The organism is Ruegeria sp. BG10 (assembly GCF_056538575.1).
Genome location: NZ_JBQFTI010000001.1, coordinates 383355 through 410142, shown reverse-complemented (window position 1 = coordinate 410142; position 26788 = coordinate 383355). Strand labels below are relative to the sequence as shown.

Below are 26788 nucleotides of genomic sequence, written 5' to 3'. Positions count from 1 at the left end.
AATCTTCGGTCAGCTCTGCGCCTCGCCAATCAGGCGCAGAATGTCCTGTGCCGCCTCGGGGATGTTGGTTCCCGGACCGAAGATGGCCTTCACACCATGATCATAGAGGAACTGGTAGTCCTGTTGCGGGATAACCCCGCCACAAATGACGATGATGTCCTCGGCCCCAGCTTTTTTCAGCTCTTCTACCAGTTGCGGGGCCAGCGTCTTGTGACCCGCCGCCTGTGACGAAATGCCGACCACATGCACGTCGTTGTCGACCGCATCCTGCGCAGCCTCGGCGGGTGTCTGGAACAGCGGCCCCACATCCACGTCAAACCCGATATCGGCGAAGGCCGTGGCGATCACCTTGGCCCCGCGGTCATGCCCGTCCTGCCCCATCTTGACCACCAACAAACGCGGGCGGCGGCCTTCGGCTTCGGCGAATTCCTCGATTGATTTCTGGATTGCGGCAAAGCCTTCGTCGCCCTCGTACGCGGCACCGTAGACACCGGCCAGGGTTTTTACCTCGGCGCGGTGTCGGCCGAACTCTTTCTCCATTGCCATGCTGATCTCTCCTACGGATGCGCGGGCGCGGGCGGCCTCGATCGCGGCAGCCAGCAGGTTGCCGCCCTCGCGGGCGGTATTGGTTAGCGCGGCCAGCGCCTGTTGGCAGGCGGCCTCGTCGCGGGTGGCGCGGATACGTTCCAGACGCGCGACCTGCGCATCGCGCACGGCGACATTGTCGACGTCCAGAATGTCGATCGGGTCTTCCTGTTCCTTGCGGTACTTGTTGACGCCGACGATCACCTCGTCGCCTCGGTCGATCATGGCCTGACGGCGTGCCGCGCTTTCCTCGATCCGCAATTTGGGCATACCGGAGGCGACGGCTTTGGTCATGCCTCCCATATCCTCGACTTCTTCCATCAACGCCCAGGCCTTTTCGACCAGTTCATTGGTCAGGCTTTCGATGTAGTAGGACCCGGCAAGCGGATCGACCACATCGGTCACGCCGGTTTCCTCCTGCAGCACCAGTTGCGTGTTCCGCGCGATGCGGGCCGAGAAATCGGTGGGCAGGGCAATCGCCTCGTCCAGCGCATTGGTGTGCAGCGACTGGGTGCCGCCCAGAACTGCGCTCATCGCCTCGTAGGCGGTGCGGATGACGTTGTTATAGGGGTCCTGTTCCTGCAGCGACACGCCCGAGGTCTGGCAGTGGGTCCGCAGCATTTTCGACCGTTCGGACTTGGCCCCGAAATCCGTCATGACCCGATGCCACAGCGTGCGGGCCGCACGCAGCTTGGCGATTTCCATGAAGAAGTTCATGCCGATTGCAAAGAAGAACGACAGGCGACCCGCGAACTTGTCAACATCCATCCCGGCCTGCGTGGCAGCGCGGACATATTCGCGCCCGTCCGCCAGCGTATAGGCCAGTTCCTGCACCAGGTTCGCCCCGGCCTCTTGCATGTGATAGCCCGAGATCGAGATTGAGTTGAACTTGGGCATCTCGTTCGAGGTGTAATCTATGATGTCCGAGATGATCCGCATCGACGGTTCGGGCGGGTAGATATAAGTGTTGCGCACCATGAACTCTTTCAGAATGTCGTTCTGAATGGTGCCGGACAGCACGGACTTGTCATGGCCCTGTTCCTCACCCGCAACGATGAAACTGGCCAGAATCGGAACCACCGCACCGTTCATGGTCATCGAGACCGAGACCTTGTCCAGCGGGATGCCATCAAACAGGATCTTCATGTCCTCGACACTGTCGATTGCCACGCCTGCCTTGCCCACATCACCGACGACGCGCGGGTGGTCGCTGTCATAACCCCGGTGCGTCGCCAGATCGAAGGCCACCGAAACACCCTGCTGACCGGCGGCCAGATTACGGCGATAGAATGCGTTCGATTCCTCGGCGGTCGAAAAGCCCGCGTACTGACGGATCGTCCACGGGCGGCCAGCATACATCGTCGCCTTTACCCCACGCGTGAATGGCCCGAACCCGGGCAGAGACCCCATATGCGGCAGATCGGCGGTGTCTGCCTGCGTGTAGAGCGGTTTGACGTCGATGCCTTCCAGCGTCTCTTTGGTCAGGTCGTCCAACGGACGGCCGCGCAGCTCTTTCTCGGCCAGCGCCTGCCAGTTTTTGGTATCGGTCATTGCGATTTCCTTTTCTCGATTCGGATCGCGCCGGGGCGCTGCCCGCGCGGTGTGATCATCTGTGGCGCCCCTTCGGGCATGGTCGGACGCAACATTTTGAACGCTGCGTGCAATTCGCTGGTCGCATTCATCGGCACAGAGGCTATATTCAAACGAACAGGAGGCCCCATGACACGAACGCTTGCCCTTGTTTTCTCGGCACTATTCCCGCTGGCTGCTGTGGCCGCCGACGGGACAGCCCCTGCCGATGACAGCTTTGTCCGTCCCGCCGGTGACAGCGAGCTGAGCGAATATCTTTGGGTCAACCGGCCCATCGTCGTCTTTGCCGACACCCCTGCCGATCCGCGGTTTCGGCAGCAGATCGACATGCTGCTGGAAGGCGAAGACGCCATGCGCGAACGGGACGTGATCGTCCTGACAGATACCGATCCTGCGGCCCGGTCCCCGATCCGGACGCAACTGCGCCCGCGCGGGTTCCAGATGGTGTTCGTTGACAAGGACGGTGTCGTCAAACTGCGCAAGCCTTCCCCCTGGAGCGTGCGCGAAATCGGTCGCTCGATTGACAAGACCCCCCTGCGCGAACGCGAGATTCGCGAACGGCGCGAGGGCGGCTGAGCGCCTTCGCCACGCCCCATCGCCCCGGCGCAATTGGCCGGGTCCTTTTGGGGGATTGGCAAAAACGCGGACATGATCATTCGAATTCCATGATCACATCGTCCACGGCAAGGCTGTCGCCGGGGCCTGCGTTGATCTTGGAGACGGTGCCCTTCTTTTCCGCGCGCAGGATGTTTTCCATCTTCATCGCCTCAACCGTACACAGCGCCTGACCTTCCTGGACCTCCTGCCCTACTTCGACATCGACCTTCACGATCAGTCCGGGCATCGGGCAGAGCAGCATTTTCGAGGTATCCGGCGGCAGCTTCTCGGGCATCAGCCGGGCCAGTTCCGCCTGTCGCGGACGCCGCACATGAACTTTCATATCAGCGCCCCGGTTGCGAATCCGGAAACCGCCCGAGACCTTGCCGGCCTTCAGAACCAACGGGGCGCCGTCGACATCGAGCACCGCCAACTGATCCCCTGGGGTCCAGTCGGACGCAACGCGCAGGGTCGAGCCGTCTTCGAACTTGACCGTTGCGCCTTCTTTGTCCGCATTCACCTGAACCGCGAACTCCTGACCCTGCAACGTCACAACCCAGCGTTTACCGACTTTGCGTTCATGGTTGTCCATCCGACCAGACACGCGAGTGCGCCGAATCTCTGCAACCCGGTGCATGGCCGCGCACGAGGCCGCGATGCGGCGCAGATCGGCTTCGGGCAGTGTCACGCCGTCGAACCCCTCCGGGTATTCCTCGGCGATAAAGGCGGTCGTCATGTCGCCGCTGACGAATTTCGGGTGGTCCATCACGGCGGACAGGAACGGCAGGTTGTGACCGATGCCTTCGACCTCGAAACTGTCCAGCGCCACGCGCATTGCCTCAATCGCCTGCTCGCGGGTTGGGGCCCAGGTGCAGAGCTTGGCGATCATCGGGTCGTAATACATGCTGATTTCGCCGCCTTCATAGACGCCGGTATCGTTGCGCACGGCGGCCTCACCTTCAGGCGCGTCTCCCTGCCATTTGCCATTCACCTGCAGCGGACCCGCGGCGGTTTCCTGCGGTGGGCGATAGCGGGTCAGGCGGCCGATCGAGGGCAGGAAATTGCGATAAGGATCCTCGGCATACAGGCGGTTTTCTATGGCCCACCCGGTGAGCGTCACGTCGTCCTGCGTGATCGACAGAGGCTCACCCGCTGCGACGCGGATCATCTGTTCAACCAGATCGACGCCGGTGATCAACTCTGTCACCGGGTGTTCCACCTGCAGACGGGTATTCATTTCGAGGAAGTAGAAATTCTTGTCGCCATCCACGATGAACTCCACCGTCCCCGCGCTGGCATAGTCCACTGCCTTGGCCAGAGCGACGGCCTGTTCCCCCATCGCCTTTCGGGTTTCAGGGTCGAGGAATGGCGACGGGGCTTCTTCCACTACTTTCTGGTTGCGGCGCTGGATCGAACATTCGCGCTCACCCAGATAGATGCCGTTGCCGTGGCTGTCGCACAGAACCTGAATTTCAATGTGGCGCGGTTGGGTCACGAATTTCTCGATGAAAATCCGGTCGTCACCGAAAGAGTTTGCGGCCTCGTTCTTGGACGACTGGAAGCCTTCGCGCGCCTCGTCATCATTCCACGCGATCCGCATGCCCTTGCCGCCGCCGCCGGCGCTGGCCTTAATCATGACCGGATAGCCGATCTCCTGGCTGATCTTCACGGCCTCGTCCGCGTCTTCGATCAGGCCCATGTAACCGGGTACCGTCGAAACCCCGGCATCCTGCGCGATCTTCTTCGAGGTGATCTTGTCGCCCATGCTTTCAATCGCACCGACGGGCGGTCCGACAAAAGCCACGCCTGCGGCGTCCAGCGCCTCGGCGAACTTGGCGTTTTCCGACAGGAAGCCGTATCCGGGGTGCACCGCCTGTGCGCCGCTTTTGCGGATCGCGTCCATCACTTTGTCGATCACGATATAGGACTGGTTTGCAGGCGGCGGGCCGATATGAACGGCTTCGTCCGCCATTTCCACATGTAGGGCGTTCTTGTCCGCATCCGAATAGATGGCGACGGTGCCGATGCCCATCTTGCGGGCGGTCTTGATGACGCGGCAGGCGATCTCGCCCCGGTTAGCAATCAGGATCTTGTTGAACATGAAACGTCCTTTGTCTTGGTGTTCTGGAAACGCAAAACGCCGCCGCGGGGACGGAACCCCACGACGGCGTGATGCGCGATGACGGTCGGGGCGACACGCGCCCCGGAGAAATCGGTGTTACCTACAGTTGTTCTGCGTCTTGCAGTACAGCACGTTGCCCGCGGCACCGACAACGGCACCGAACAGCGGATCAGCGTTGACGACCGCCGCGCCGACAGCCCCGGCGCCGCCGCCAAGCAGTGCTTGTTCGCCGGTCGAGTCGCCACAGGCCGCAAGGCCCGCGCAGGTTGCCAGTGCAAGGAAGTATCTCGGGAATCGCATGATTTCTGCCCTTTTAAGATTATTGACGTTTCTGGGGGCAGATGCCGGAAATACCGGTTGTTATTCAATATCAGGCGCCGTGAACCGGAGAATTGCGCAGGTTTATGCCGCCTCGGGCACGGATCAGGCGCAAAGAAAAACGCGGGCAGGATTTTGTGGGGATCACAAACCTGCCCGCGGAAGGAAGGGGTACGGAATAGTAGGTGCTTGTGCGGCGCAGGCAAAGTAGAGCCGCACGGCCCGTTCAACATGCACGCCCCGGCAGAGGGTGCAAACGAAGATTCACCGCCCGCGAATTTTCCGGCTGGAATCTGCCCATTGGGCAAATTCCCGCGCAGATTTACGCCGATAGGTTGTTGACCGCAAAAGCCCACACCTGCCGGCGGCAGCGTCACACTTCCGTTACAAAGCGGCCCGTTTTCTGCGGTTTCTGCAGACGCATCATCACGTACTGCAACCGCGAAAGCCGCGCAATTGTTCCACATTCGCCGGGCCTTGACCGCGCGGGTCACCGGCGTGTGAAAAAAAGCAACGCGCAGCACAATTTTTCTTGTGAAAAATCCGCTTCTTGGTCCCGATCTCGTGATTTCCCAGATTTTCCCCTGCGTGGAACGGTGCGCGTGCACACTCGCACACAAGGAAACATCCACATGATTATAAAAGGGAAAACGGCATTTCTGCTTGCTGCCACCGCGTTTAGTGTGACCAGCTCGCTTGCTTATGCCCAAGATGCCCAGACCCAGGCCGAACTTGACGCGCTGCGGGCCCGCGTCGAGGCGCTGGAGGCTGAGAACCCCGGCTCGGGGACCGGCGACCTGCGCGTTGGCAACACAACGCTGGACGTCTACGGTTACGTCAAGGCCGACTTCTTCTATGACTTCGAGTTCGATCAGGGTGATACCGCCTTCGTCAACGTTATCGGCGAGCCGTCGGCCGCAACCAGCGGCACGTTCGGCGCGACCGTTCGTCAGTCGCGGATCGGGTTGCGCACCAGTACGCCCAGCGCCATCGGCGATATCGACGGTCAGTTGGAGGTTGACCTGTTCGCGTCGAATGGCACGGCCGAATTCCGCCTGCGCCACGCCAATATCCGGGTGGGCGACGCCTGGCTGATCGGACAGTACTGGACCAATTTCCAGCCACTCGACACATATCCGACCTCGGTGGAATTCAACGGCCCGGTCGGGATCGCCTTTGCCCGCGTACCTCAGGTGAGGTACTCCAACAAATTCGGAACCAACACGACCTTCGCAGTTTCTGTCGAAGAGAATGTCAGCGGGTCGAACTCGCAGGATCCGGTGCTGACCGCTTCGGCGGAATTCAATGACGGCACTTACATCGCGCGCGCCGCCGCGCTCTATGGCACCGCGGAAAGCGGCGGCGTCGAAGTTGATCAGACCGGTCTTACCCTGTCCGGCTCGGTCCGTCCGTGGGAAGGCGGCCTGTTCCAGATCAACTATGTCACCGGCGAGGCGCTTGGGCCCTACCTGATCGGCCTGGGTGATCCCGTTGTCGGCGGTCAGGCCAACGATGTGGATGGCTATACCATCGAATTCCGTCAGGACATCGGCCCAAAATGGAACGTCGGCATCGCCTACGGTAAAGAGGATTACGACCTCCCGACCTCGACCGGTACGCTGGCCTTTACCGAGCTTGAGACGATCCATGTCAACGCCTTCTACAAGGCGACGGACAGTTTGACCCTCAGCGCCGAGTATATCTATGGCGAGCGGAATGACGCGCCCACAGGCCGCACCTTTGACGGCAACCGCGTGCAGGTGGCCGCTCAGCTGAATTTCTGACCGCACAAACCGACCCTGCCCGGCATCGGGCAGGGTTTTGGCCTGGACAGGCCCAAACGGGATATGTGCGGTCATGAATTGCACGATCAGCGCACCCCGTCGAAAATGTCGGGAAATGACACCCGCGCCACATCCGGATCAATCATCAGAAGCGCGCCGTAGTTGGCCGGATCAAACGGGTCTTCGGCCGGGATAACCTCACGCTCGAACAACCAACTCAGGCGTCCGGCATCCAGATTGCCGCGTTCAAAAGGTTGGTCGCCAAAATGCTCCCACAACGCCTGCAGAAACGCGACATCCGCGCGGCGGTCCGCTGGCTTGCGGTCGCGAAACCGTTCGCGACGGGTCAGCGGCGTGACCCCTTTGGGATTGGCCCGCCGAATGGTGAACTGAAAATCGGTTCCCGCCAGACGACCGGGAAATCCGCGGTGCTTCAGCATGCCGCCACCTCTTCAATTTGATCATTCACTGAGAAAACAGGGCCAGGTCCGAAACCGGATCGGATCATATTGCGTACCTCCAAGGCCGCACTGGATTTCAGAAACGCCCTGAGGTCATGAAAATGGTATTTCATGGTCAGAGCCCCTCCCAGATACATTGCGACTGCTCCAGACGGTAGGCTTCGAAAAACTGCGTGGCGTCAGGGGACGCGCGTCCGAACTCGATGGGCCGGTCCGACAGCGAAATGACGACCCGCGCGGGGGCAAGTTCGTATTCGGCCACATAGGCAACCGCGAGCGTCTGGCACAGATGCTCCATATCCGCCGCGGCGACATCGTACCCGATCCGCCCTGTGGTCGAGCCGATCTTGGGGGCGATAAAGCGAAACCGCAGCCACAGTTCACCGGGGTTATTGTCCAGGAGAACGTCGCTCAGATGCACGGGCTGGCCGGACGGAACTGGCAGCAGAACTTCGGTTTCTGCAAAGGCGGGGGAACTCAGGGCCAGAAGGAACAGGACAAAGGCGCGATCCCGGACCTGCCAAGGGCAGGCTCCTCTCTCCGGGATCGCGCGCGCATGGCTTTCGGCCCGCGCTTTTCTATGTCTGATAAGGCATTTCATTTAGCAGTTTTGGCCTCAGAGTCAAACTCGCTTACAGGGAATTGTGCCGGGACCGGCCATCAGGGATGGGTTCCCATGGCGGCCGGTTGGACAAGACGCTTGGCGTGCATCCCTTACAGCGGAATATTGTCGTGTTTCTTCCACGGGTTCTTCAGCTTCTTGTTGCGCAGGCTGGCAAAAGCCCGCGACACGCGGCGCCGGGTCGATTGCGGCATGATCACCTCGTCGATAAAGCCGCGTTCAGCCGCAACAAACGGATTGGCGAAGCGGTCTTCATAATCCTGAGTATGTTGTGCGATCTTTTCGGAATCCCCGAGATCAGCGCGGTGGATGATCTCGGTCGCGCCCTTGGCTCCCATCACCGCGATCTCAGCGGTGGGCCAGGCATAGTTGAAGTCGCCGCGCAGGTGCTTCGAGGCCATAACATCATAGGCACCGCCATAAGCCTTGCGGGTAATCACGGTCACCTTTGGCACAGTCGCCTCGCCATAGGCGAACAACAGTTTGGCGCCGTGCTTGATGACACCGCCATATTCCTGCGAGGTTCCGGGTAGAAAGCCCGGCACGTCGACTAGCGTCAGGATCGGTATCTCAAAGCAATCGCAGAAACGCACAAACCGCGCGGCCTTACGGCTGCTGTCGATATCCAGACATCCCGCCAGAACCATCGGCTGGTTTGCGACCACACCGACCGTCTGACCTTCAAGGCGGATAAATCCGGTGATGATGTTCTTGGCGTAGTCTTCCTGAATCTCATAGAAGTCACCCTCATCCGCCACTTTGGTAATGAGTTCCTTCATATCGTAGGGCGTGTTCGGATTGTCCGGGATCAGCGTGTCCAGTGAGGTCTCAACCCGGTCTGGGCTGTCGAAGAACGGGCGCACCGGCGGCTTTTCCCGGTTGTTCAGCGGCAGGAAATCGACCAGACGACGCACCTCGGCCAGAGCCTCGACATCGTTTTCGAATGCCCCATCCGCGACCGAGGACTTTTTGGTATGCGTCGACGCCCCGCCCAGTTCCTCGGCGGTGACGACCTCGTTGGTGACGGTTTTGACAACATCAGGCCCGGTCACGAACATGTAGGACGTGTCTTTGACCATGAAGATGAAATCGGTCATCGCCGGGCTGTAGACTGCTCCGCCCGCGCAAGGACCCATGATCACGCTGATCTGCGGCACCACGCCCGAGGCCATGATGTTACGCTGGAACACCTCGGCATAACCGGCCAGCGACGCCACGCCTTCCTGGATTCGCGCCCCGCCCGAGTCGTTGATGCCGATCACCGGAGCGCCGTTCTGGATCGCCATATCCATGATCTTGCAAATCTTCTGCGCGTGGGTTTCCGACAGCGACCCGCCGAACACGGTGAAATCCTGGCTGAACACATAGACCATGCGGCCATTGATCGTGCCCCAGCCAGTAACCACCCCGTCACCCGCAGGCTTTTGATTTTCCATTCCGAAATCGGTGCAGCGATGGCTGACGAACATGTCGAACTCTTCGAAACTGCCTTCGTCCACCAGCAATTCGATCCGCTCGCGTGCCGTTAGCTTGCCCCGTGCATGCTGCGCGTCGATGCGTCGTTGTCCGCCACCAAGCCGCGCGTCGTTCCGGCGGTCTTCAAGCTCGGAAAGGATGTCTTTCATGACGATAATCCCCTGTAAAATCTGGCGCGACCATATACGCAGAGTCGTTCGGACCAAAGCATCATTCGGCAAATTTGCAAAGTTCTGGAAACGGATAGCGGGAAAATTGTAAATTTGCGAAGTTCACGGATACCGGACGGACATGCATGGTATTCCCAAAAACCGTCACTATACATGTGAACCATGCAGTTCAGCACATCCCGGGCGCGCCGTTCGCCCCCCACTATCGCCACGCTCGTTTTGCTTTCAGGGATGTCCGCCCTGAGCCTGAACCTGTTTTTGCCCAGCCTGCCGAACATGGCCCTGTATTTCGACACGGACTACAAGGTCATGCAATTGTCGATTGCGCTCTACCTGCTGGTTAATGCTGTGCTTCAGATCCTGATTGGCCCCATCGCGGACAAGGCCGGCCGCAGGCCGGTTCTGCTGTGGGGGCTCGCGCTGTTTCTGGTTGCAACGCTGGGCTGCATCTACGCCCCAAACGCCGAAGTGTTTCTTGCCTTCCGGATGTGTCAGGCAATCGTGGTTGTCGGAATGGTTCTCAGCCGTGCGGCGGTGCGGGACCTTTATGATCAGGATCAGGCTGCATCTATGATCGGCTATGTCACGATGGGTATGGCCGTTGTTCCCATGATCGGCCCCGGTATCGGCGGCCTGCTCGAAGAAAGCTTTGGCTGGAAGGCAAACTTCTGGCTGCCCTTCGGACTTGGGGCCCTGACGCTGGCCCTGACCTTTGCCGATTTTGGCGAAACCTCAACCAAAAGCGGCAAGACGCTGATACAGCAGTTTCGCGAATACCCGGAGCTGCTGCGATCGCCGCGGTTCTGGGGATATTCGCTGTCTTCGGCGTTTTCATCCGGTGCCTTCTTCGCCTACCTTGGCGGCGCGCCCTTCATCGGCACGGAACTGTTCGGCCTGTCGGCCTCGGAACTGGGCATTTATTTCGGTGCCCCGGCACTTGGCTATTTCTTCGGAAACTTCCTCAGCGGGCGGTATTCGGTCCGGTATGGCGTGAACCGAATGGTCCTGTGGGGAAGCTGGCTGAACGCAATCGGCGTTGCGATTTCGGCAACCCTGTTTCTGGCAGGCGCCGGCTCAGCGCTCAGCTTTTTCGGCTTCATGACCTTCGTCGGGGTCGGCAACGGCATGACCATTCCCAATGCCACTTCCGGCGCCCTGTCCGTTCGCCCGCACCTTGCGGCCACCGCATCCGGCCTGAGCGGCGCAATCATGCTGGGCGGCGGCGCGGGTCTGAGCGCCTTTGCAGGCGCCCTGCTGACCCACGAGACAGGCGCGATGCCCTTGCTGTGGCTTATGCTGGCAACATCCGCCCTGGCGATCTGCGCGATCGCAGTCGTGATCCGGCGCGAAAGGCAACTGGGACTTTAAGGCCACTTGCGCCCGCAGGTTTGCAAAGTTAGCTTTCAGCAACGGAAAAGTTGCAAAGGCCCGTTATGGCGACCCAAAAACTCTATGCCGGCGCGAAGCTGCGCGAGATGCGGACGCGTCTGACCCTGACGCAAAAGGAATTCGCTGCAAAACTTGGCGTATCGCTGCCCTACCTCAACCAGATGGAAAACAACAACCGGCCGATTTCCACCACGGTCGTGCTGTCCCTTGCACAAGAATTCGGCATGGACGTGACCGAGCTCAGCACCGGTGACAGCGAACGTCTGGTGTCTGACATGCGCGAGGCGCTGGCCGACCCGGTCTTTGACGACGCCATACCGCCTCTAGCCGATCTGAGGCTGACGGCATCCAACGCCCCTGCATTGGCACGCGCCTTTATCGCGCTGCACAGAACCTATCGCCAGACGCATGAGCGGCTGGCCTCTCTGGACGAGGCATTGGGGCGTGAAGACGCCCGGATTCAGGCCAGCCCATGGGAAGAAGTGCGCGATTTCTTTCATTATTGCGACAATTACATCGACGCGGTCGACCGCGCAGCGGAACGATTTGCGGGCCGCGCCGAAACCACAGGCGGTGTCCGCGCCGCCGCAATCGAAAGCCTTGCCGAGCGTGGTATTCGCGTACAGTTCGTGGAAATCGAAGAAACGCGGAAATACGACGGCGACAGCAAAACACTCCTGCTGTCGTCCCGCACGGCACCGCAAACGCAAGTCTTTCAGTTGCTGTTACAGGTCGCGCTTATCAGCCAGGACCAGTTGCTTGAGGCCACGCTGGACTTTGCCAAGTTCCAAAGCGACGAGGCGCGTGCGATCGCCAAGATCGGCCTCGCCAACTATTTCGCCGGTGCCTCCTTGATGCCCTACGGCGCGTTCCTGTCGTCAGCGCAGGAGTATCGCCACGATCTTGAACTGCTCAGCAACCGCTTCGGCGCGTCAGTTGAACAGGTGGCACACCGGCTGTCCACGCTGCAACGCCCCGGCGCCAAGGGCATTCCGTTCTTCTTTGTCCGTGTCGATCAGGCCGGGACGATTACCAAGCGCCATTCGGCCACACGCCTGCAATTCGCCCGCTTCGGCGGGGCCTGCCCCCTGTGGAACGTCCACCGCGCTTTCGAAACCCCCGGCCATTTCCTGCGGCAACTGGCGGAAACTCCGGACGGTGTCCGATATATCTCCCTCGCGCGGGACGTGTCGAAATCGGGCGGGTCTTTCGGCGCGCCTGTGCGCCGCTATGCCATTGCCCTGGGATGTGAAGTACGCCATGCCGAGGCGCTGGTTTACGCCGACAATCTCGATATCAACAACGCCAGCGCCTACGAACCCATCGGCATCTCGTGCCGCATCTGCGAACGGCAAAACTGCCATCAGCGCTCGGTCCCGCCTCTGGAAAGGCGCCTGTCCATCGACGCGCATACCCGCGGCACCCTGCCTTACGAAGTCACCTGATCTTCACCTGGCCTGAAAATACCTCGGGGGAGTCGCGGCCTGCCGCGACGGGGGCAGAGCCCCCGCCCTGTTGCTTCAATCTTTCGACAAAATCGCCCAGATCTCATCCTTGAGCGCCGCGCGTTTCTTGCGCATTTCGCCCTCGGCCAAATCTTCCATCGGTTCGATGTTGGTCTCGGCGCGATGCACGATGCGGTTGATCTCGTGATACTCATCTGCCAGCCGGGCGAAATGCGCATCCGTTTGCTTGAGCTGGCTCATCATTTCAACTTTCTCCGGAAATTCCTCGGCCAGTTCATGCGGGGTGTGGGACATTCCTGTTCGCTCCTGAAATATGTCGTTGCGATTCAGGTCTATACGTCTTTCCCACACCTTGCTTTGACGCGGATCAAATCACCGCTGTGCGGTTGCCCATGCAGGATGAATCCACGGGCGATCATTGGCCTTTGGCAATGCCTCCTTGCCCAACAGATGATCCGACATCTTTTCACCCACCATGATCGAGGGCGCATTCAGGTTGCCGTTGGTGATCTGCGGGAAGATCGAACTGTCGGCCACACGCAGGGCATCTACGCCAATTACGCGACCTTCGGGATCAACAACCGCGTGCCTGTCATCCGCCCGCCCCATCCGGCAGGTGCCGCAGGGGTGATAGGCACTTTCGGCATGTTCCGCGATGAACGCATTCAGTTCCTCGTCGGTTTGCACGGCGGCGCCCGGCTGAATTTCCTTGCCGGAATAAGGTTTGAAGGCGTCCTGTCCGAAAATCTCGCGTGTCAGGCGGATGCAGCTGCGGAAATCTTCCCAGTCCTGCTCGTGGCTCATGTAATTGAACCGGATCACCGGCGCGTCCTCGGGCTTGTCCGAGCGCAGCGTAACCGCCCCACGTGAGGGCGAGCGCATCGGCCCGACATGTGCCTGGAACCCGTGCCCCTCGGCCGCTGCCTGCCCGTCATAGCGAACGGCAATCGGCAGAAAATGGTACTGGATATCCGGATACTCCACACCGGGCTTCGAACGGATGAAGGCCGCGCTTTCGAACTGGTTCGACGCCCCCAGACCGGTTTTGGTGAACAGCCATTGTGCGCCGATCAGCCCTTTGCTGACCAGATTCCAATGTTTGTAGAGCGTGATTGGCTGCAGCGAGGCCTGCTGGATGTATAATTCCAGATGGTCTTGCAGGTTTGCGCCGACGCCGGGGCGGTCGGCAACAACCTCAATTCCATGTTCGGCCAGATGCGCCGCCGGGCCGATGCCGGACAGCATCAGCAGCTTGGGCGAGTTGATCGACGACGCCGCCAGAACCACCTCGCGCCGGGCGCGAATGATTTCCTTCTTGCCGCCGCGCACCAGTTCAACTCCGGTTGCGCGACCGTTTTCCATGACAATTCGGCACGCCAGTCCGCGAACGATATCGCAGTTGTCGCGTTTGATCGCGGGCTTCAGGTATGCGTTTGCCGCTGACCAGCGCCGCCCCTTCCAGACGGTCTGCTCCATCGGGCCAAAGCCTTCCTGCTTTTCACCGTTATAGTCGCCGGTCACTTCGTACCCTGCCTGCTGACCCGCATCGACAAAGGCCTGAAACAGAGGGTTCTCGCGCGGACCGCGCGAAACATGAAGCGGCCCGTCGGTCCCGCGCCAGGTCGGATCACCGCCATGACCACCGTCGTGCCAGGTTTCCATACGCTTGTAGTAGGGCAGCACGTCCGCATAGGACCATCCATCAGCCCCCATCTCGGCCCAGCTGTCGAAATCGCGCGCGTGACCGCGCACGTAGACCATGCCGTTGATCGAGGATGAACCGCCGATGACCTTGCCCCGCGGGCAGGCAAGCTGGCGATTGTTCAGATGGGGTTCAGGCTCGGACCGGTATCCCCAGTCATACATCGGCATGTTCATCGGATAGCTCAGCGCGGCCGGCATCTGGATGAACGGGCCGGCATCGGTGCCGCCATGTTCGATCACCAGAACCGAGGCCCCCGCCTCACTCAGTCGATAAGCCATCGCGCATCCTGCGGATCCTGCGCCAACGATGACGAAATCTGCTTCCATTTTCAGGTCTCCATGACCCGCCGAGCCTGGTTCGGGCGCTTCCGGCGGGAATATTTTCGAAAAATATGAAGAGGTTACTCGCCGCGCGGAAAGCGGGCGTTTTCCTCAACGACATTCAGATCCATGTGATTGCGCATGTAGCGCTCGGACGCCTTTTGCAGCGGCTGATAGTCCCACGGGTAATACCCCCCCTGACGCAGCGCTTCGTACACAACCCAACGGCGGGCCTGACTGGCGCGAACATCGGCATCAAAGCTGTCGAGGTCCCAGCGCGCCTCGGACTTGGCCCGCAGTGTTTGCAGCGTACCGGCATGGTCGGGACTGTCGGCAAGGTTGGTCAGTTCGTGCGGGTCGGCCTCCAGATCGTACAACTGATCCGGATCCAGCGCACAGCGATTGTATTTCCACTTGCCATAACGCAGCGACACCAGAGGCGCATAAGACGCCTCAGCCGCGTATTCCATGGCCACCGGAGCGGTACGCTCGGTTCCGTTCGCCAGCGGCACAAGGTCTTGGCCATCGGTCCAGGGGGCAATCTCGGCCATGTCAACGCCCGCCAACGCACCAAGAGTCGGTGTCACGTCGATGGTCGATACCGGCGTGTCGATCCGTACGGCTGGCAATCCGGGGGCGGAAATCATTAGCGGCACGCGGGCCGAGCCTTCGTAGAAGTTCATCTTGAACCACAATCCACGCTCGCCCAGCATGTCGCCGTGGTCGGAAACAAAGAGGATGATCGCCTCTTGCCGCGTGGTTTCCAGGACGTCGAGGATTTCGCCGATCTTGTCGTCCAGATACGAGATATTGGCGAAATAGGCCCGGCGGGACTTTTGGATATCTTCTTGGGTGATGTCGAAGCTGCGCCAATCATTGGCGTCGAAGATGCGCTGGGAATGCGGGTCCTGATTGTCATAACCGAGATCAGCAACTTCGGGCAGCAGGTGTTCGCAATCTTCGTAAAGGTCCCAATACTTGCGGCGCGCGACATAGGGATCATGTGGGTGGGTAAAACTGACGGTCACGCACCACGGGCGATCGTCCTTGCCACGGGCCAGATCATAAAGCTTGGCCTTGGCGTTATAGGCAACCTCGTCATCATATTCCATCTGGTTTGAGATTTCGGCCACCCCTGCGCCCGTGACCGAGCCCATGTTGTGGTACCACCAGTCGATCCGTTCACCCGGCTTGCGGTAATCCGGCGTCCAGCCGAAATCAGCCGGGTAGATATCGGTGGTCAGACGATCCTCGAACCCGTGCAACTGATCAGGACCGACGAAATGCATCTTGCCGGACAGGCAGGTGTAATAGCCCGCGCGACGCAGGTGATGCGCATAGGTCGGGATATCGCTGCGGAACTCGGCGGCATTATCATAGACGCCAGTGCGCGACGGCAACTGCCCGGACATGAAGCTGGCCCGTCCCGGCGCACACAGCGGCGAGGCAGTATAGGCATTGGCAAACCGGGTCGACCGCGCGGCCAGCTTCTTCAGGTTCGGGGCATGAAGCCAGTCTGCGGGGCCGTCTGGAAAGAGGGTCCCGTTCAACTGATCCACCATCAGGATCAGAATATTCGGTTTTGTCATTTTTCAGCCTCGATTAACGTATTGAGGACACGCATCGCGTGGTTGACGGCCAATTGCGGTTCTTCCGGTGCGCTCAGCGCGGCGCGGATATACAACCCGTCGATCAGCGCGATCATGTTCTCGGCCGCCTCGACCGGGTCACTCAGCAAGGGGCGCAGCGCGTAGATCAGGTTAGAACGGATGCGCGACTGATAAATCTGCCACAACCGCAACGCATCATCATTGGTTTGTGCCAGCACGTAGAACGTCATCCATGCGGCAATGACGTCGGGCGTAAAACAGGACGGGGCAAAACACGACCTGATGATGGCCTGCGCGCGCCCATGCGGCGCGGCAGCTTTCAGCTCCTCCCGCGCTTCGGTGCCGAAATCGGACAGAATACGGCGCATAGCGGCCAGAAAAATCTGATCCTTGCCGCCGAAATAGTGGTGCGCCAATGCGCTGGACATACCCGCCCGCTTGGCGATCTGACTGACGGTCACGTCGAGAGATTTTTTCGACCCAAGCTCGGCAATCGTCGCCTTGACGATCGCATCACGACGGATTGGCTCCATTCCGAGTTTCGGCATCGTTACCCCTCACTGCGAATACTGAGAAAACGCTACGGGGTTTTTATTGACTCGTCAATCAATAACGTTTGCCGGGACCGAAACGGTCAGAGTTTGGGGGCAATGCTGGGGGTCGTCAAGTTGCCGCGATTCAGGACCGCCTCGCGCCAGGCGATGAAGCTGACCGCAGACAGGATCAGCGTTCCGCCCGCCACAACCCAGACGTCGACCAGTTCGTGAAAGACCAGGGCACCCAACAATGTCGCCCAGATCAGTTGAAGGAAAGTCACCGGCTGTGTGACGGCCACCGGGGCGGCCTTCAGCGCGAGGGTCATGAAGTAATGACCCATCGTGGCGAAACTGGCGACCAGGAACAGAATCCCAAGCTCGTGCAGGTCGGGCGGCGTCCAGACTGCGATTGCAAACGGGATCAGAAACACGGTTACCCAGATGGACATATGGGCGACAACGACAGCAGGTGGAAGATCGCGCACCAGCACCTTGGCCAGCAGATATGACGCCCCAAGCGCCAGGGCCGTACCCAGCATGGTGATGTGCCCGACCGAGATTTCCCGAAACCCCGGGCGCAGGATGATAAGAACGCCGATCACCGCAACGCAGATGGCGGCAATTCGGCGAAAGGCCAGTTTTTCGCCCAGGAACAGCGCCGCACCAAGCGTGACGTAAACCGGGGTCATGTAGTTCATCGCCGTGACCTCAGCCAGTGGGATCTGCGTCATTGAAAAGAACCAGAGCATCACCGCCCCGGCATGGACGATGCCCCGCGCTCCGAACAGCATCAGGTGCCTGCGCGTCAGATGCGTTCTGAGAACCAGGCGCAAAGCAGGCAGCAAAAAGACCAACCCAAAGGCAAACCGCAGAAACGCAGCCTGAATCGGATCCATCGTCGCCCCCAGCGACTTGACCAGAGCGGTCATGACCACAAAGGACAACCCGGCGGAAAACATCCAGAACATGCCCGCCAGCGGGCGGTATTGGGCGGTAAGAGTTGACATGTTAACGGTTGAACACGGAATGCCGCGCAGGGGCAACCCGTCACATCACCACAAGTTTGAGAGCAATCGCAAGCATAACAACACCGATCAATACGTCCAGAACCTGCCACGCGCGCGGCCGTGCAAAGATTGGCGACAATACGCTTGCACCGTACCCCAGCGAGAAAAAGAACACGAAACTGGACAAGACGGCACCCGTGGCGAAAGCCAGACGATCCTCGTACTGCGCTGAGATGGAACCAATCAGGACAACTGTATCCAGATAGACATGCGGGTTCAGCCAGGTAAAGGCCAGAACAGTCACCAGAACCGACCGCAGGCTGGTACGTTTCCCCTCACTCACGTCCATTGCTGCGCCACCGCGCAGCGCCGATTGCAGGCTGCGCATCCCGTACCAGATCAGGAAAACCGCTCCGCCGTAGCGCATGACCGGCTCGAACCACGGCAGAACCTGTGCCAGTGTTCCGAACCCGGCAACGCCGGCGGCGATCAGAATGGCATCTGAGACCGCACAGGTGAGGCACAGCGGGAAAACATGTTCGCGCCGCAATCCCTGACGCAGAACAAAAGCGTTTTGCGCGCCAATCGCCAGGATCAGGCTGAACCCCAGGGCGAAACCGGCAATCAGGGATGTGGACATGAAGCCTCCTGCGTTCTGTGCCGTTGACTAACGCTGGTGGGAGCATCTATCAAATTAAAGATATTGATCTGTGTTAAGTTTTGCTAATGCTGTTGGATCCGAACCACCTGTCCGCCTTATCTGCGATTTTGCGCCACGGCAGTTTTGATGCTGCAGCCGCTGAGCTTGCCGTGACGCCCTCCGCCATCTCTCAAAGGATCAAGGCGCTGGAGGATCGCGTGGGCGCGGCCCTGATCAACAGGGGCACGCCCTGCACCGGCACGCCCGCGGGCCTGCGTATCGCGCAGCACGCCGAAGATATCGGAGTGCTTGAATCGAAGCTGGCCCGCGACCTGACCCTGGACCAGACCCCCGGCCCGGCGCGTGTGCGGATCGCAGTTCCGGCCGATGTTCTGGCGACGTGGTTCATCCATGCGATGGCGCGGGTGGACGGCCTGTTGTTCGATCTGGTTTTGGATGATCAGGATCACTCTGCGGAATGGTTGCGGCGCGGCGAGGTCAGCGCGGCGATAACGGTTGGCGGGCAAGCGGTTTCAGGCTGCGACGCCTATGCGTTGGGTGACTTGAGATACGTGCCGACGGCCAGCCCGGAATTTATGCGTCGATGGTTTCCCAACGGCGTCGATGAGCACACGCTCGCCCGCGCTCCGTGCCTGACATTCAACCGAAAGGACGGTTTGCAAAAGGCCTGGATCGCCAGTCAGACGGGCCGCAGGATTTCGCCGCCCTCGCATTTTCTGCCCTCGTCGCACGGGTTTGTGGATGCAGCGATTTCCGGGTTGGGTTGGGGAATGAACCCGGTCGCGCTGGCGCAGGAGGCATTGGCGGACGGACGGCTTTGCCTTGTTCTGCCCGACGCGCCCCTTGATGTTCCGTTGACCTGGCAGGCGGGCAGAGTTCTGGCGTCGGCGCTGGCGCCCCTGACCGATGCGGTCAGACGGGTGTCCGCTGACGCGCTTCTGCCCGCCGGCGCTTAACGCGCCGGTCACGAGGCAACTTTTTCCTTCGCACCCGGCAGAACCATTCGATAGCAGGTTACAGCAGCGAACAGGCTCACGATCACAATGAACACGATTGCCCAGGCGACCTCATGCATATGCGCGACACCGGCCAGCGCCGCCGATAGGGCAACTGCCGCGATCCGGCAAATGCTTTTGACCGCGGCAACGGCCTTGACGCGCTGATCCTTGGGGGCGACGTCCAGAAAATACAGCCTTCGGGCGCTGCTGACACCCGTGGCTGCCACCGTCACGATGAACAGGGCAATGGCGTGAATGTGCACGTCATGCTCAATGCCCAGATAGTGGACCGACAAAAGAACAATACCGCTCAGCGCTATCATCATGTTCCCCATGACCATGACCGCCCTGTGTGACTTCAGATTGACCATCTGCCACAACGGGGCAGAGACCAGATATCCCGAGGCGGACGAAACGATCATGGCGGTGAGCCCTTTCGCCGACGTGTGATGAGATTCCGCCGCCAGCAAAGCAAAGAATGGAACGGACAGGGAAACCACGACCAGCGGCATGCGCATGACCATATATCTGCGGAACCACGGCTCATCGAACATGGCCCAGATATCGGTAAAGTTCTGGATGAATTTTCGTTTTGCAACCGTGTGCATATCGGCCCTGTTTCGACGCACCGCCTCCGACATTGCCAGAATGGACAGGCCGGACAGGATGAAGAATGCCACAGACACCGCAATTACCGCAGAGTGGCGGGAAAAGGGCGGTTTTTCTTTGGTTACTTCGTGGACAAGTAAAGCCAGCCCGATGGCCCCCAGGCCCCCGACACCGAGTTGCAGGTAATGCATGATCATGCGCGATTTTGACTGCACATGGTCGCCCAGCAGGTCGGTCAGCATCAGTGACTGCACCTCCTCGATCAGACCGATCAGGAAAAACGTCGCGACAAACGCGATGCCGATCAGCGGCACAACCCCGGTTGCCGCCACGACCAGCGCCAGAACCAGACACCCGCCGATTGCGATTTCGGTTATGGCAATCGCGCGCTTCTTGCGCTGTCGGGCCGCGATCGGCTGCGCCAGAAAGATGTCGGAGATCATGCTTCCCACCATCCGCACCGACACCAGCGCGCCGGCGATGAACATCGGCAATTCCAGCGACACCGCCAGAAACGGCAGCACGATGGACGGGCTGCCAAGGGTCCAGGCGACCTGAGACAGGATGCTCTGCCCCGTCAGGACCGGAATGTTCCTGTTCGGTGGGTTTGGTGGGCTGTCTGTCATTCTCGCAATCGACTACTTACCCCGGCAAAGTGTCTTCAGGCATTAACCCAAATCTACCGGGTTCCGATCAACCGGCCAAGAACCCCGGTCGGTACAAAAGAAAAAACCCGGCCAGAGGCCGGGCTTTCCGATCTGCGAGACAGAATCTGGATCAGAGCTGCGCCATGACCTCGTCCGACGCTTCGAAGTTTGTCGTCACGCGCTGAACGTCATCGTCATCTTCCAGCGCATCGACCAGCTTCATCAGGCGCTGCATGTCTTCCAGGCCCAGTTCGGTCGTTGTGGTGGGCTTCCAGACCAGCTTGGTCGACTCCGTCTCGCCCAGCGCGGTTTCAAGCGCGTTCGACACATCGTTCAGGTCGGTGTCAGCGCACCAGATGATGTGACCTTCGTCCGAGCTTTCGACGTCTTCGGCACCGGCTTCGATGGCCGCTTCGAACACCGTGTCGGCGTCACCGACCGAGGCCGGATAAACCACTTCGCCCTTGCGTTCGAACATGAATCCGACCGACCCTGTCTCGCCCAGATTGCCGCCGTTCTTGGAAAAGGTCGAGCGTACGGTCGACGCGGTCCGGTTGCGGTTGTCAGTCATCGTCTCGACAATGACAGCCACGCCGTTCGGACCATAGCCTTCGTACCGGATTTCTTCATATTCGTCGCCCTCGCCCGCAACCGACTTCTTGATCGCGCGGTCGATCACGTCTTTGGGAACCGAGTTTGACTTGGCTTCCTTCACCGCCAGACGCAGGCGTGGGTTTTTGTCGGGATCGGGGTCGCCCATCTTGGCGGCGACAGTGATTTCTTTCGACAGTTTGGAAAACAGCTTGGACCGCGCGGCGTCCTGACGCCCCTTGCGGTGCTGGATGTTGGCCCATTTGGAATGGCCTGCCATGTTGCGTCCTCGTGATAGTGATTGCGTATTCGGCGCTCATATAGACGTTTGCGGGGCATGGGATCAAGAGAGCGGCTTGCGACAGCCCCCCTTGCGGGTATGGTGACGGCATGACGACAGATCAGATTATTCTTTTTGCCCTTTTCGCCACTGTTTTCGGGATGCTGCTGTGGGGCCGGTTTCGATATGATCTTGTGGCTTTTTCCGCCTTGCTGATCGGGGTCGTGCTGGGCGTTGTACCGGTGGACGACGCCTTTGCCGGGTTTGGTCATCCGGCAACCATCATCGTTGCTCTGGTTCTCGTGGTTTCCGCCGGGCTGGTCCGGTCGGGGGCCGTTTTCCTGATCACCCGAACGCTGGTCGATGCCTCGCGGGGGCTTGGCGCGCATATCGCGCTGATGGGCGGGATCGGAGCGGTTTTGTCGGCTTTCATGAACAACGTGGCCGCGCTGGCGCTGCTGATGCCGGTCGATATCCAGACGGCGCGCAAGGCCGGGCGGTCGGTGGGCCTGACCCTGATGCCGCTGAGCTTTGCCACCATTCTCGGCGGTATGGCGACGCTGATCGGGACGCCGCCCAACATCATCATCGCCTCGATCCGGGCCGAGACACTGGGCGAACCCTTTCGGATGTTCGATTTCGCCCCGGTCGGCGGGCTGGCGGCGATTGCCGGGCTGGCCTTTGTGTCACTAATCGGATGGCGGCTTATCCCGAACCGGGGCCCGCAGGAGGAAACGTCTGAGGTATTGGCCGAGTATATCGCCGAACTGACCATCCCGCCGGAGTCGGCCCATATCGGCAAACGCGTCAGCGAGCTTTACGAGGCGGCCGAGAAATCCGACGTTGCGATTATCGGACTGATCCGCGATGGCAAGCGGCGCTACGGGCGCTCGGCCCACGCCACGCTGCACAACGGCGATGCACTGGTTCTGGAAGCCCGTCCCGAGGCGCTGGATGAGTTTCGCGCGGCGCTGAACCTCGATTTCTCGGACACCCGGCGTCAGGAACTTCTGACTGCCGAAGGCGACGGGCTTGAGGTGATCGAAGTCGTCGCGCCCGAAAGCTCGCGCATCACCGGTCGCACAGCGCAGGGCCTGGGGCTGGCCTGGCGGCAGAGCACAGTCTTGATGGGCATCTCGCGGCAGGGCCGCCGCATCACCGAGCAGGTTCGCAAGACGCAGGTTGAGGCGGGTGATATCCTGTTGTTGCTGTGTCCCCGCGACCGCAGTGCGGATGTGACCGAATGGCTGGGCTGCCTGCCGCTGGCGGCGCGCGGGCTGAATGTGACCGCCAACGAAAAGGCATGGCTGGCCATCGGCCTGTTTGCTGCCGCCGTGCTTGCGGCAAGCGTCGGGCTGATCTACCTGCCGATTGCGCTGGGGTTGGTGGTGGTGGCCTATGTGCTGACCAAGATCATGCCGATTGCCGATATCTACAATCACATCGAATGGCCGGTGGTCGTGCTGCTGGGATCGATGATCCCCTTGGGCAGCGCTCTGGAAACCTCCGGTGGTACCGAACTGATCGCCAATGCGCTGGTGCACCTGACCGACGGCTTGCCCGCCTGGGCCATTCTGACGGTGTTGATGGTGGTCACAATGACTCTGTCCGACGTACTGAACAACACTGCCACCGCAATTGTCGCCGCGCCCGTAGGCATCCAGATGGCCCGCGCACTGGAGGTGTCGCCCGATCCGTTCCTGATGACGGTTGCAGTGGCGGCCTCGGCCGCATTCCTCACGCCCATCGGACACAAGAACAACACTTTGGTTCTGGGCCCCGGAGGGTATCGGTTTGGCGACTATTGGCGAATGGGGCTGCCGCTGGAAATCCTCATCGTTGCAGTTTCCGTTCCCGCCATCCTTGTCTTCTGGCCGCTTTGACGGGTAAGGGCAGAGTATGAAGCGATTTCTGATCCTGCAACTCCGCCCGGAACCCGACGCCTCGGACGCCGAATATGCGTCGATTCTGGACAAGTCCGGCCTGACCCCTGATCAAACCCACCGCATTCGTCTGGATTGCGAAGACCTGCCCGCAGGGCTTGGCGTGACAGATTATGCCGGAGTGATCGTCGGCGGTGGCCCCGGTTGTGTCAGCGACGACCCGGCAAAGAAATCGGCGACGGATGCGCGTATTGAAGAGGCCATTATGGGTCTGATGCCCCAGATCACTGCGCAGGATCATCCGTTCATGGGCTGCTGCTATGGGCTGGGCATTCTGGCTGCGCATCTGGGCGGTGAGGTCAGCAAGGACCGCTTCGGCGAGCCTGTCGGCCCCTCGACCTGCCATCTGACTGACGAAGGCGCGCGTGACGCGTTGACCGCCGGATTGGACAAGACCTTTGATGCCTTTGTGGGTCACAAAGAGGCCGTTCAAGCCCTGCCGGAGGGCTGCGTGAACCTGCTGGCATCGGACCCTTGCCCCTTTCAGATGATCCGCTGGGGTCAGAACGTCTATGCCACCCAGTTTCACCCCGAAGCCGACGCGCGGGACTTTGAACAGCGCATCAACATATACAAGGATCACGGGTATTTTCCGCCCGAGGACGCGCAGCGCCTGATCGAAGTCTGCCATGCCGCCGATGTCACCCAGCCCGGCGAAATCCTGCGCCGTTTCGCCCGTCGCTACGGGTGACCCAACGGCGCGGTTGCCTGCGCCTTCGCCCCTCGCATAGGCTGGCCCGAACGGCTTTGGGAGGAGTTGTTCTTGGATCTGCTAATAAATGTCGGCCTGCCCCTGTCGCTGGCCATTATCATGCTGTCACTGGGTGTCGGGCTACAGGTGGCCGATTTCCGCCGTGTCCTGAGCCGGCGGTACCCGTTCGCCATCGGCGCGCTGAGCCAGGTTGTGCTGCTGCCTGTCGCGGCGTTCATCACCGTAAAGCTGTTTGCATTGCCGCCTGAAATCGCCGTGGGCTTTATGCTGCTCAGCTTTTGCCCCGGCGGCGTCACCAGCAATATCCTGTCGAAACTGGCCAAGGCCGATGTCGCCCTGTCGGTCAGCCTGACCGCGGTGATAAGCCTGTTGTCGATTCTGACGGTTCCCATTCTGGCTGCCTGGTCGATCAATCATTTCATGGGTGAAGACGCGCCCGAGGTTTCGATCACCGGGCTGGCCGTTGCCATGTTCCTGATCACGACCCTGCCCGTCGCCATCGGGGTCAGCCTGCGCCATTTTGCGCCCGCTCTGGCCGAACGGATCGACGCGCCCTTGTCCAGAGTTGCGGTTGTCCTCTTCGTCCTGATCGTCATCGCCGCATTGGCCGGGAACTGGCAGTTGTTCGTCGACAATCTTGGCGTCATGGGGGCCGGTCTGATCTCATTGAATATTGCGCTGCTGCTGATCGGGCTTGGGCTGGCGCGTGCCGCGAAACTGTCGTGGAATGAGAGTAAGACGATCTCGATCGAAACCGGTATCCAGAACTCGACGCTGGGGATTACTCTGGCGGCGCTGATCACGGGAACGGACAGCGGGTTCAGCCCGCTTGCCTTGCCGTCCGCCGTCTACGGGATCACGATGTATGCCGTGGCCCTGCCGTTTATCGCGTGGATGCGCAGCCGCTGAAAGGACATGTCATGACCAACAACACTGCTGACGCCATTGTCGTGGGCGCCGGGCTGGCCGGTCTGGCCGCCGCCGCGGAACTGGGTGATCGCGGCAAGAAGGTGATCGTTCTGGATCAGGAACCCGAGCACTTTCTGGGCGGGCGGGCATTCTGGAGCCTTGGCGGGTTGTTCATGGTCGATACGCCGGAACAACGGCGGATGGGCATCAAAGACTGCCGCGACCTGGCCCTGCGCGACTGGATGGGCAGCGCGCAGTTCGATCGCGCCGAAGACGCCTGGCCCCGCAAATGGGCCGAGGCCTATGTGGAATTTGCCGCCGGCGAGATGCGCCCCTGGCTGTACGAGATGGGCCTGCGCTGGTTTCCCATCGTCGGCTGGGCCGAACGTGGCGGGTCCTATGCCGATGGTCACGGAAACTCGGTGCCGCGGTTCCATATCACCTGGGGCACCGGTCCGGGCGTTCTGAAACACTTTATCCGCCGGGTGCGCGAACATGTCGATGCCGGTCTGATCGAGTTGAAGTTCCGCCATCAGGTCAGCCACATCATCATGCAGAACGGCACTGCCAAGGGCGTCTCGGGCGAAGTTCTGGCAGACGACACCGCCGCTCATGGCGCCAAGACAAACCGTGACGAAGTTGGCGAGTTCGAGGTCTATGCCCCCTCGGTCATCGTCACCTCCGGCGGGATCGGCGGCAACTTTGAAATGGTCCGCAAGAACTGGCCACGCGACCGGCTGGGCGAGCCGCCAAAGGACATGGTGGCCGGTGTGCCCTTCCACGTTGACGGTCGGATGATCCCGATCAGCGAAAAGGCGGGGGGCCATGTGATCAACGGCGACCGGATGTGGCACTACACAGAAGGCGTGCGCAACTGGAACCCGATCTGGCCGTCGCACGGAATCCGCATCCTGCCCGGCCCAAGTTCTATGTGGTTCGACGCGCGCGGCAACCGGATGAAACCGCCCTGCCTACCGGGGTTCGACACGCTGGGCACGTTGAAGGAAATCCTGAAAACCGGGTATGAATACAGCTGGTTTGTGCTGACTCAGAAGGTCATCAAGAAGGAATTTGCCCTGTCCGGCTCGGAACAGAACCCGGATATGACCGACGGCGGTTGGCGCGAAGTGCTGTTCCAGCGCGTCCTGACCGGATCAAAGGCGACCGCCCCGGTCGAGGCGTTCAAGGAACACGGAGAAGACTTCATCGTCGCAAACACCCTGACCGAACTGGTCAGCGGCATGAACCAATTGGGCGGTGGCCTGATTGACGAGGCGCATCTGCGTGCGCAGATCGAGGCGCGGGATAGCCAGGTCGACAACCCCTTTACCAAGGACGCGCAGATGGCCGCCATTCTGGCGGCGCGCAACTATCGAGGCGACAAGCTGATCCGAACGGCGAAGCCGCATAAGTTCCTTGATCCGGCCAACGGCCCGCTGATTGCCGTTAAGCTGCACGTGCTGACCCGCAAGACGCTGGGCGGGCTGCAGACCAATCTGGACAGTCAGATGATCGGAGCGGATGGCGAGGTTGTTCCCGGCCTGTTCGCCGCAGGTGAAGTCGCCGGTTTCGGCGGTGGCGGCTATCACGGCTATAACGCGCTCGAAGGCTCGTTCCTGGGGGGCTGTATCTTTTCGGGTCGCAATGCCGGGCGGTCAAGGGCCGTCGCGTGACGGTCCA

The 26788-nt window shown here is 60.5% G+C and carries 23 protein-coding genes; 9 read left to right on the top strand and 14 right to left on the bottom strand.

The window, feature by feature from the left end:
* Positions 1 to 9 precede the first annotated feature (9 nt).
* Positions 10 to 2136, bottom strand: coding sequence for a methylmalonyl-CoA mutase (scpA, locus tag ACR0D8_RS01975; protein WP_480644272.1), 2127 nt, complete (start codon positions 2134 to 2136; stop codon positions 10 to 12).
* Positions 2137 to 2304: 168 nt separating this feature from the next.
* Between scpA and ACR0D8_RS01970 the strand changes: the two genes are divergently transcribed.
* Positions 2305 to 2751: a DUF4174 domain-containing protein gene (locus ACR0D8_RS01970; RefSeq protein ID WP_480644271.1), complete on the top strand. Its 447-nt coding sequence runs from the start codon at positions 2305 to 2307 to the stop codon at positions 2749 to 2751.
* A 76-nt stretch (positions 2752 to 2827) separates the two neighbouring features.
* Here ACR0D8_RS01970 and ACR0D8_RS01965 read toward each other — a convergent pair whose 3' ends face one another.
* Positions 2828 to 4873 carry an acetyl-CoA carboxylase biotin carboxylase subunit gene (locus tag ACR0D8_RS01965; protein ID WP_480644269.1) on the bottom strand — a complete coding sequence of 682 codons (2046 nt, stop codon included), beginning with the start codon at positions 4871 to 4873 and terminating at the stop codon, positions 2828 to 2830.
* A 117-nt stretch (positions 4874 to 4990) separates the two neighbouring features.
* On the bottom strand, positions 4991 to 5194 hold the full coding sequence (locus ACR0D8_RS01960; protein ID WP_475158840.1) for a hypothetical protein: 204 nt from the start codon (positions 5192 to 5194) through the stop codon (positions 4991 to 4993).
* Positions 5195 to 5844: 650 nt separating this feature from the next.
* Here ACR0D8_RS01960 and ACR0D8_RS01955 point away from each other — a divergent pair.
* Positions 5845 to 6996 (top strand): DcaP family trimeric outer membrane transporter, encoded by a 1152-nt coding sequence (locus ACR0D8_RS01955; RefSeq protein WP_480644268.1) that lies wholly within the window; start codon positions 5845 to 5847, stop codon positions 6994 to 6996.
* Between the two features lie 86 nt (positions 6997 to 7082).
* On the opposite strand, the gene ACR0D8_RS01950 is transcribed toward ACR0D8_RS01955, so the two are convergent.
* From ACR0D8_RS01950 to ACR0D8_RS01940, 3 genes are all read right to left on the bottom strand, one after another.
* Positions 7083 to 7436, bottom strand: coding sequence for a hypothetical protein (locus ACR0D8_RS01950; protein ID WP_480644266.1), 354 nt, complete (start codon positions 7434 to 7436; stop codon positions 7083 to 7085).
* Between the two features lie 136 nt (positions 7437 to 7572).
* Positions 7573 to 8058, bottom strand: a complete 486-nt coding sequence (locus tag ACR0D8_RS01945) for a DUF6497 family protein (RefSeq protein WP_480644264.1) — start codon at positions 8056 to 8058, stop codon at positions 7573 to 7575.
* Positions 8059 to 8171: 113 nt separating this feature from the next.
* Complete coding sequence (locus tag ACR0D8_RS01940) at positions 8172 to 9704, bottom strand: acyl-CoA carboxylase subunit beta (RefSeq protein WP_475158832.1); 1533 nt, start codon at positions 9702 to 9704, stop codon at positions 8172 to 8174.
* 183 nt (positions 9705 to 9887) lie between these two features.
* Between ACR0D8_RS01940 and ACR0D8_RS01935 the strand changes: the two genes are divergently transcribed.
* Both ACR0D8_RS01935 and ACR0D8_RS01930 read left to right on the top strand, forming a co-directional pair.
* A complete protein-coding gene (locus ACR0D8_RS01935) occupies positions 9888 to 11093 on the top strand; it encodes a multidrug effflux MFS transporter (protein ID WP_475158828.1) in 1206 nt (401 codons plus the stop codon).
* A gap of 65 nt (positions 11094 to 11158) precedes the next feature.
* Positions 11159 to 12559, top strand: a complete 1401-nt coding sequence (locus tag ACR0D8_RS01930; protein WP_480644263.1) for a helix-turn-helix domain-containing protein — start codon at positions 11159 to 11161, stop codon at positions 12557 to 12559.
* A gap of 75 nt (positions 12560 to 12634) precedes the next feature.
* Here ACR0D8_RS01930 and ACR0D8_RS01925 read toward each other — a convergent pair whose 3' ends face one another.
* From ACR0D8_RS01925 to ACR0D8_RS01900, 6 genes are all read right to left on the bottom strand, one after another.
* Positions 12635 to 12874, bottom strand: coding sequence for an HP1242/YdcH family protein (locus ACR0D8_RS01925; RefSeq protein WP_475158825.1), 240 nt, complete (start codon positions 12872 to 12874; stop codon positions 12635 to 12637).
* Between the two features lie 78 nt (positions 12875 to 12952).
* Positions 12953 to 14611 carry a choline dehydrogenase gene (gene betA / locus ACR0D8_RS01920; RefSeq protein ID WP_480644262.1) on the bottom strand — a complete coding sequence of 553 codons (1659 nt, stop codon included), beginning with the start codon at positions 14609 to 14611 and terminating at the stop codon, positions 12953 to 12955.
* 74 nt (positions 14612 to 14685) lie between these two features.
* On the bottom strand, positions 14686 to 16194 hold the full coding sequence (gene betC / locus ACR0D8_RS01915; protein WP_480644261.1) for a choline-sulfatase: 1509 nt from the start codon (positions 16192 to 16194) through the stop codon (positions 14686 to 14688).
* Positions 16191 to 16763: a choline-binding transcriptional repressor BetI gene (betI, locus tag ACR0D8_RS01910; protein WP_480644260.1), complete on the bottom strand. Its 573-nt coding sequence runs from the start codon at positions 16761 to 16763 to the stop codon at positions 16191 to 16193. Before betI ends, betC begins: the two co-directional genes overlap by 4 nt.
* Positions 16764 to 16849: 86 nt before the next feature.
* On the bottom strand, positions 16850 to 17758 hold the full coding sequence (locus tag ACR0D8_RS01905) for a DMT family transporter (protein WP_480644258.1): 909 nt from the start codon (positions 17756 to 17758) through the stop codon (positions 16850 to 16852).
* A gap of 40 nt (positions 17759 to 17798) precedes the next feature.
* Positions 17799 to 18398 carry a LysE/ArgO family amino acid transporter gene (locus ACR0D8_RS01900; protein WP_480644256.1) on the bottom strand — a complete coding sequence of 200 codons (600 nt, stop codon included), beginning with the start codon at positions 18396 to 18398 and terminating at the stop codon, positions 17799 to 17801.
* Between the two features lie 86 nt (positions 18399 to 18484).
* On the opposite strand from ACR0D8_RS01900, the gene ACR0D8_RS01895 reads away from it, so the two are divergent.
* Complete coding sequence (locus tag ACR0D8_RS01895) at positions 18485 to 19375, top strand: LysR family transcriptional regulator ArgP (protein WP_480644255.1); 891 nt, start codon at positions 18485 to 18487, stop codon at positions 19373 to 19375.
* Positions 19376 to 19383: 8 nt separating this feature from the next.
* Here ACR0D8_RS01895 and ACR0D8_RS01890 read toward each other — a convergent pair whose 3' ends face one another.
* Positions 19384 to 20652 (bottom strand): MFS transporter, encoded by a 1269-nt coding sequence (locus ACR0D8_RS01890; protein ID WP_480644254.1) that lies wholly within the window; start codon positions 20650 to 20652, stop codon positions 19384 to 19386.
* A gap of 151 nt (positions 20653 to 20803) precedes the next feature.
* The gene (locus ACR0D8_RS01885) at positions 20804 to 21544 is read right to left on the bottom strand and encodes a YebC/PmpR family DNA-binding transcriptional regulator (protein WP_475158812.1); all 741 of its coding nucleotides are present in this window, start codon (positions 21542 to 21544) and stop codon (positions 20804 to 20806) included.
* Positions 21545 to 21654: 110 nt separating this feature from the next.
* Between ACR0D8_RS01885 and ACR0D8_RS01880 the strand changes: the two genes are divergently transcribed.
* The 4 genes from ACR0D8_RS01880 to ACR0D8_RS01865 all read left to right on the top strand — a co-directional run bounded on the left by ACR0D8_RS01880 (position 21655) and on the right by ACR0D8_RS01865 (position 26781).
* Positions 21655 to 23427 (top strand): SLC13 family permease, encoded by a 1773-nt coding sequence (locus ACR0D8_RS01880; protein WP_480644253.1) that lies wholly within the window; start codon positions 21655 to 21657, stop codon positions 23425 to 23427.
* A gap of 16 nt (positions 23428 to 23443) precedes the next feature.
* Complete coding sequence (locus ACR0D8_RS01875) at positions 23444 to 24178, top strand: glutamine amidotransferase (protein WP_480644252.1); 735 nt, start codon at positions 23444 to 23446, stop codon at positions 24176 to 24178.
* A gap of 72 nt (positions 24179 to 24250) precedes the next feature.
* Entirely contained in the window at positions 24251 to 25108 is an 858-nt protein-coding gene (locus ACR0D8_RS01870; protein WP_480644250.1) for a bile acid:sodium symporter family protein, read from the top strand.
* Positions 25109 to 25119: 11 nt separating this feature from the next.
* A complete protein-coding gene (locus ACR0D8_RS01865) occupies positions 25120 to 26781 on the top strand; it encodes an FAD-binding dehydrogenase (protein WP_480644249.1) in 1662 nt (553 codons plus the stop codon).
* The last annotated feature ends 7 nt before the right edge of the window (positions 26782 to 26788 follow it).

Coding starts and splice junctions, on each gene's coding strand:
- scpA (WP_480644272.1), bottom strand. CDS start 2,136: ATGACCGATACCAAAAACTGGCAGGCGCTGGCCGAGAAAGAGCTGCGC.
- ACR0D8_RS01970 (WP_480644271.1), top strand. CDS start 2,305: ATGACACGAACGCTTGCCCTTGTTTTCTCGGCACTATTCCCGCTGGCT.
- ACR0D8_RS01965 (WP_480644269.1), bottom strand. CDS start 4,873: ATGTTCAACAAGATCCTGATTGCTAACCGGGGCGAGATCGCCTGCCGC.
- ACR0D8_RS01960 (WP_475158840.1), bottom strand. CDS start 5,194: ATGCGATTCCCGAGATACTTCCTTGCACTGGCAACCTGCGCGGGCCTT.
- ACR0D8_RS01955 (WP_480644268.1), top strand. CDS start 5,845: ATGATTATAAAAGGGAAAACGGCATTTCTGCTTGCTGCCACCGCGTTT.
- ACR0D8_RS01950 (WP_480644266.1), bottom strand. CDS start 7,436: ATGCTGAAGCACCGCGGATTTCCCGGTCGTCTGGCGGGAACCGATTTT.
- ACR0D8_RS01945 (WP_480644264.1), bottom strand. CDS start 8,058: ATGAAATGCCTTATCAGACATAGAAAAGCGCGGGCCGAAAGCCATGCG.
- ACR0D8_RS01940 (WP_475158832.1), bottom strand. CDS start 9,704: ATGAAAGACATCCTTTCCGAGCTTGAAGACCGCCGGAACGACGCGCGG.
- ACR0D8_RS01935 (WP_475158828.1), top strand. CDS start 9,888: ATGCAGTTCAGCACATCCCGGGCGCGCCGTTCGCCCCCCACTATCGCC.
- ACR0D8_RS01930 (WP_480644263.1), top strand. CDS start 11,159: ATGGCGACCCAAAAACTCTATGCCGGCGCGAAGCTGCGCGAGATGCGG.
- ACR0D8_RS01925 (WP_475158825.1), bottom strand. CDS start 12,874: ATGTCCCACACCCCGCATGAACTGGCCGAGGAATTTCCGGAGAAAGTT.
- betA (WP_480644262.1), bottom strand. CDS start 14,611: ATGGAAGCAGATTTCGTCATCGTTGGCGCAGGATCCGCAGGATGCGCG.
- betC (WP_480644261.1), bottom strand. CDS start 16,194: ATGACAAAACCGAATATTCTGATCCTGATGGTGGATCAGTTGAACGGG.
- betI (WP_480644260.1), bottom strand. CDS start 16,763: ATGCCGAAACTCGGAATGGAGCCAATCCGTCGTGATGCGATCGTCAAG.
- ACR0D8_RS01905 (WP_480644258.1), bottom strand. CDS start 17,758: ATGTCAACTCTTACCGCCCAATACCGCCCGCTGGCGGGCATGTTCTGG.
- ACR0D8_RS01900 (WP_480644256.1), bottom strand. CDS start 18,398: ATGTCCACATCCCTGATTGCCGGTTTCGCCCTGGGGTTCAGCCTGATC.
- ACR0D8_RS01895 (WP_480644255.1), top strand. CDS start 18,485: ATGCTGTTGGATCCGAACCACCTGTCCGCCTTATCTGCGATTTTGCGC.
- ACR0D8_RS01890 (WP_480644254.1), bottom strand. CDS start 20,652: ATGACAGACAGCCCACCAAACCCACCGAACAGGAACATTCCGGTCCTG.
- ACR0D8_RS01885 (WP_475158812.1), bottom strand. CDS start 21,544: ATGGCAGGCCATTCCAAATGGGCCAACATCCAGCACCGCAAGGGGCGT.
- ACR0D8_RS01880 (WP_480644253.1), top strand. CDS start 21,655: ATGACGACAGATCAGATTATTCTTTTTGCCCTTTTCGCCACTGTTTTC.
- ACR0D8_RS01875 (WP_480644252.1), top strand. CDS start 23,444: ATGAAGCGATTTCTGATCCTGCAACTCCGCCCGGAACCCGACGCCTCG.
- ACR0D8_RS01865 (WP_480644249.1), top strand. CDS start 25,120: ATGACCAACAACACTGCTGACGCCATTGTCGTGGGCGCCGGGCTGGCC.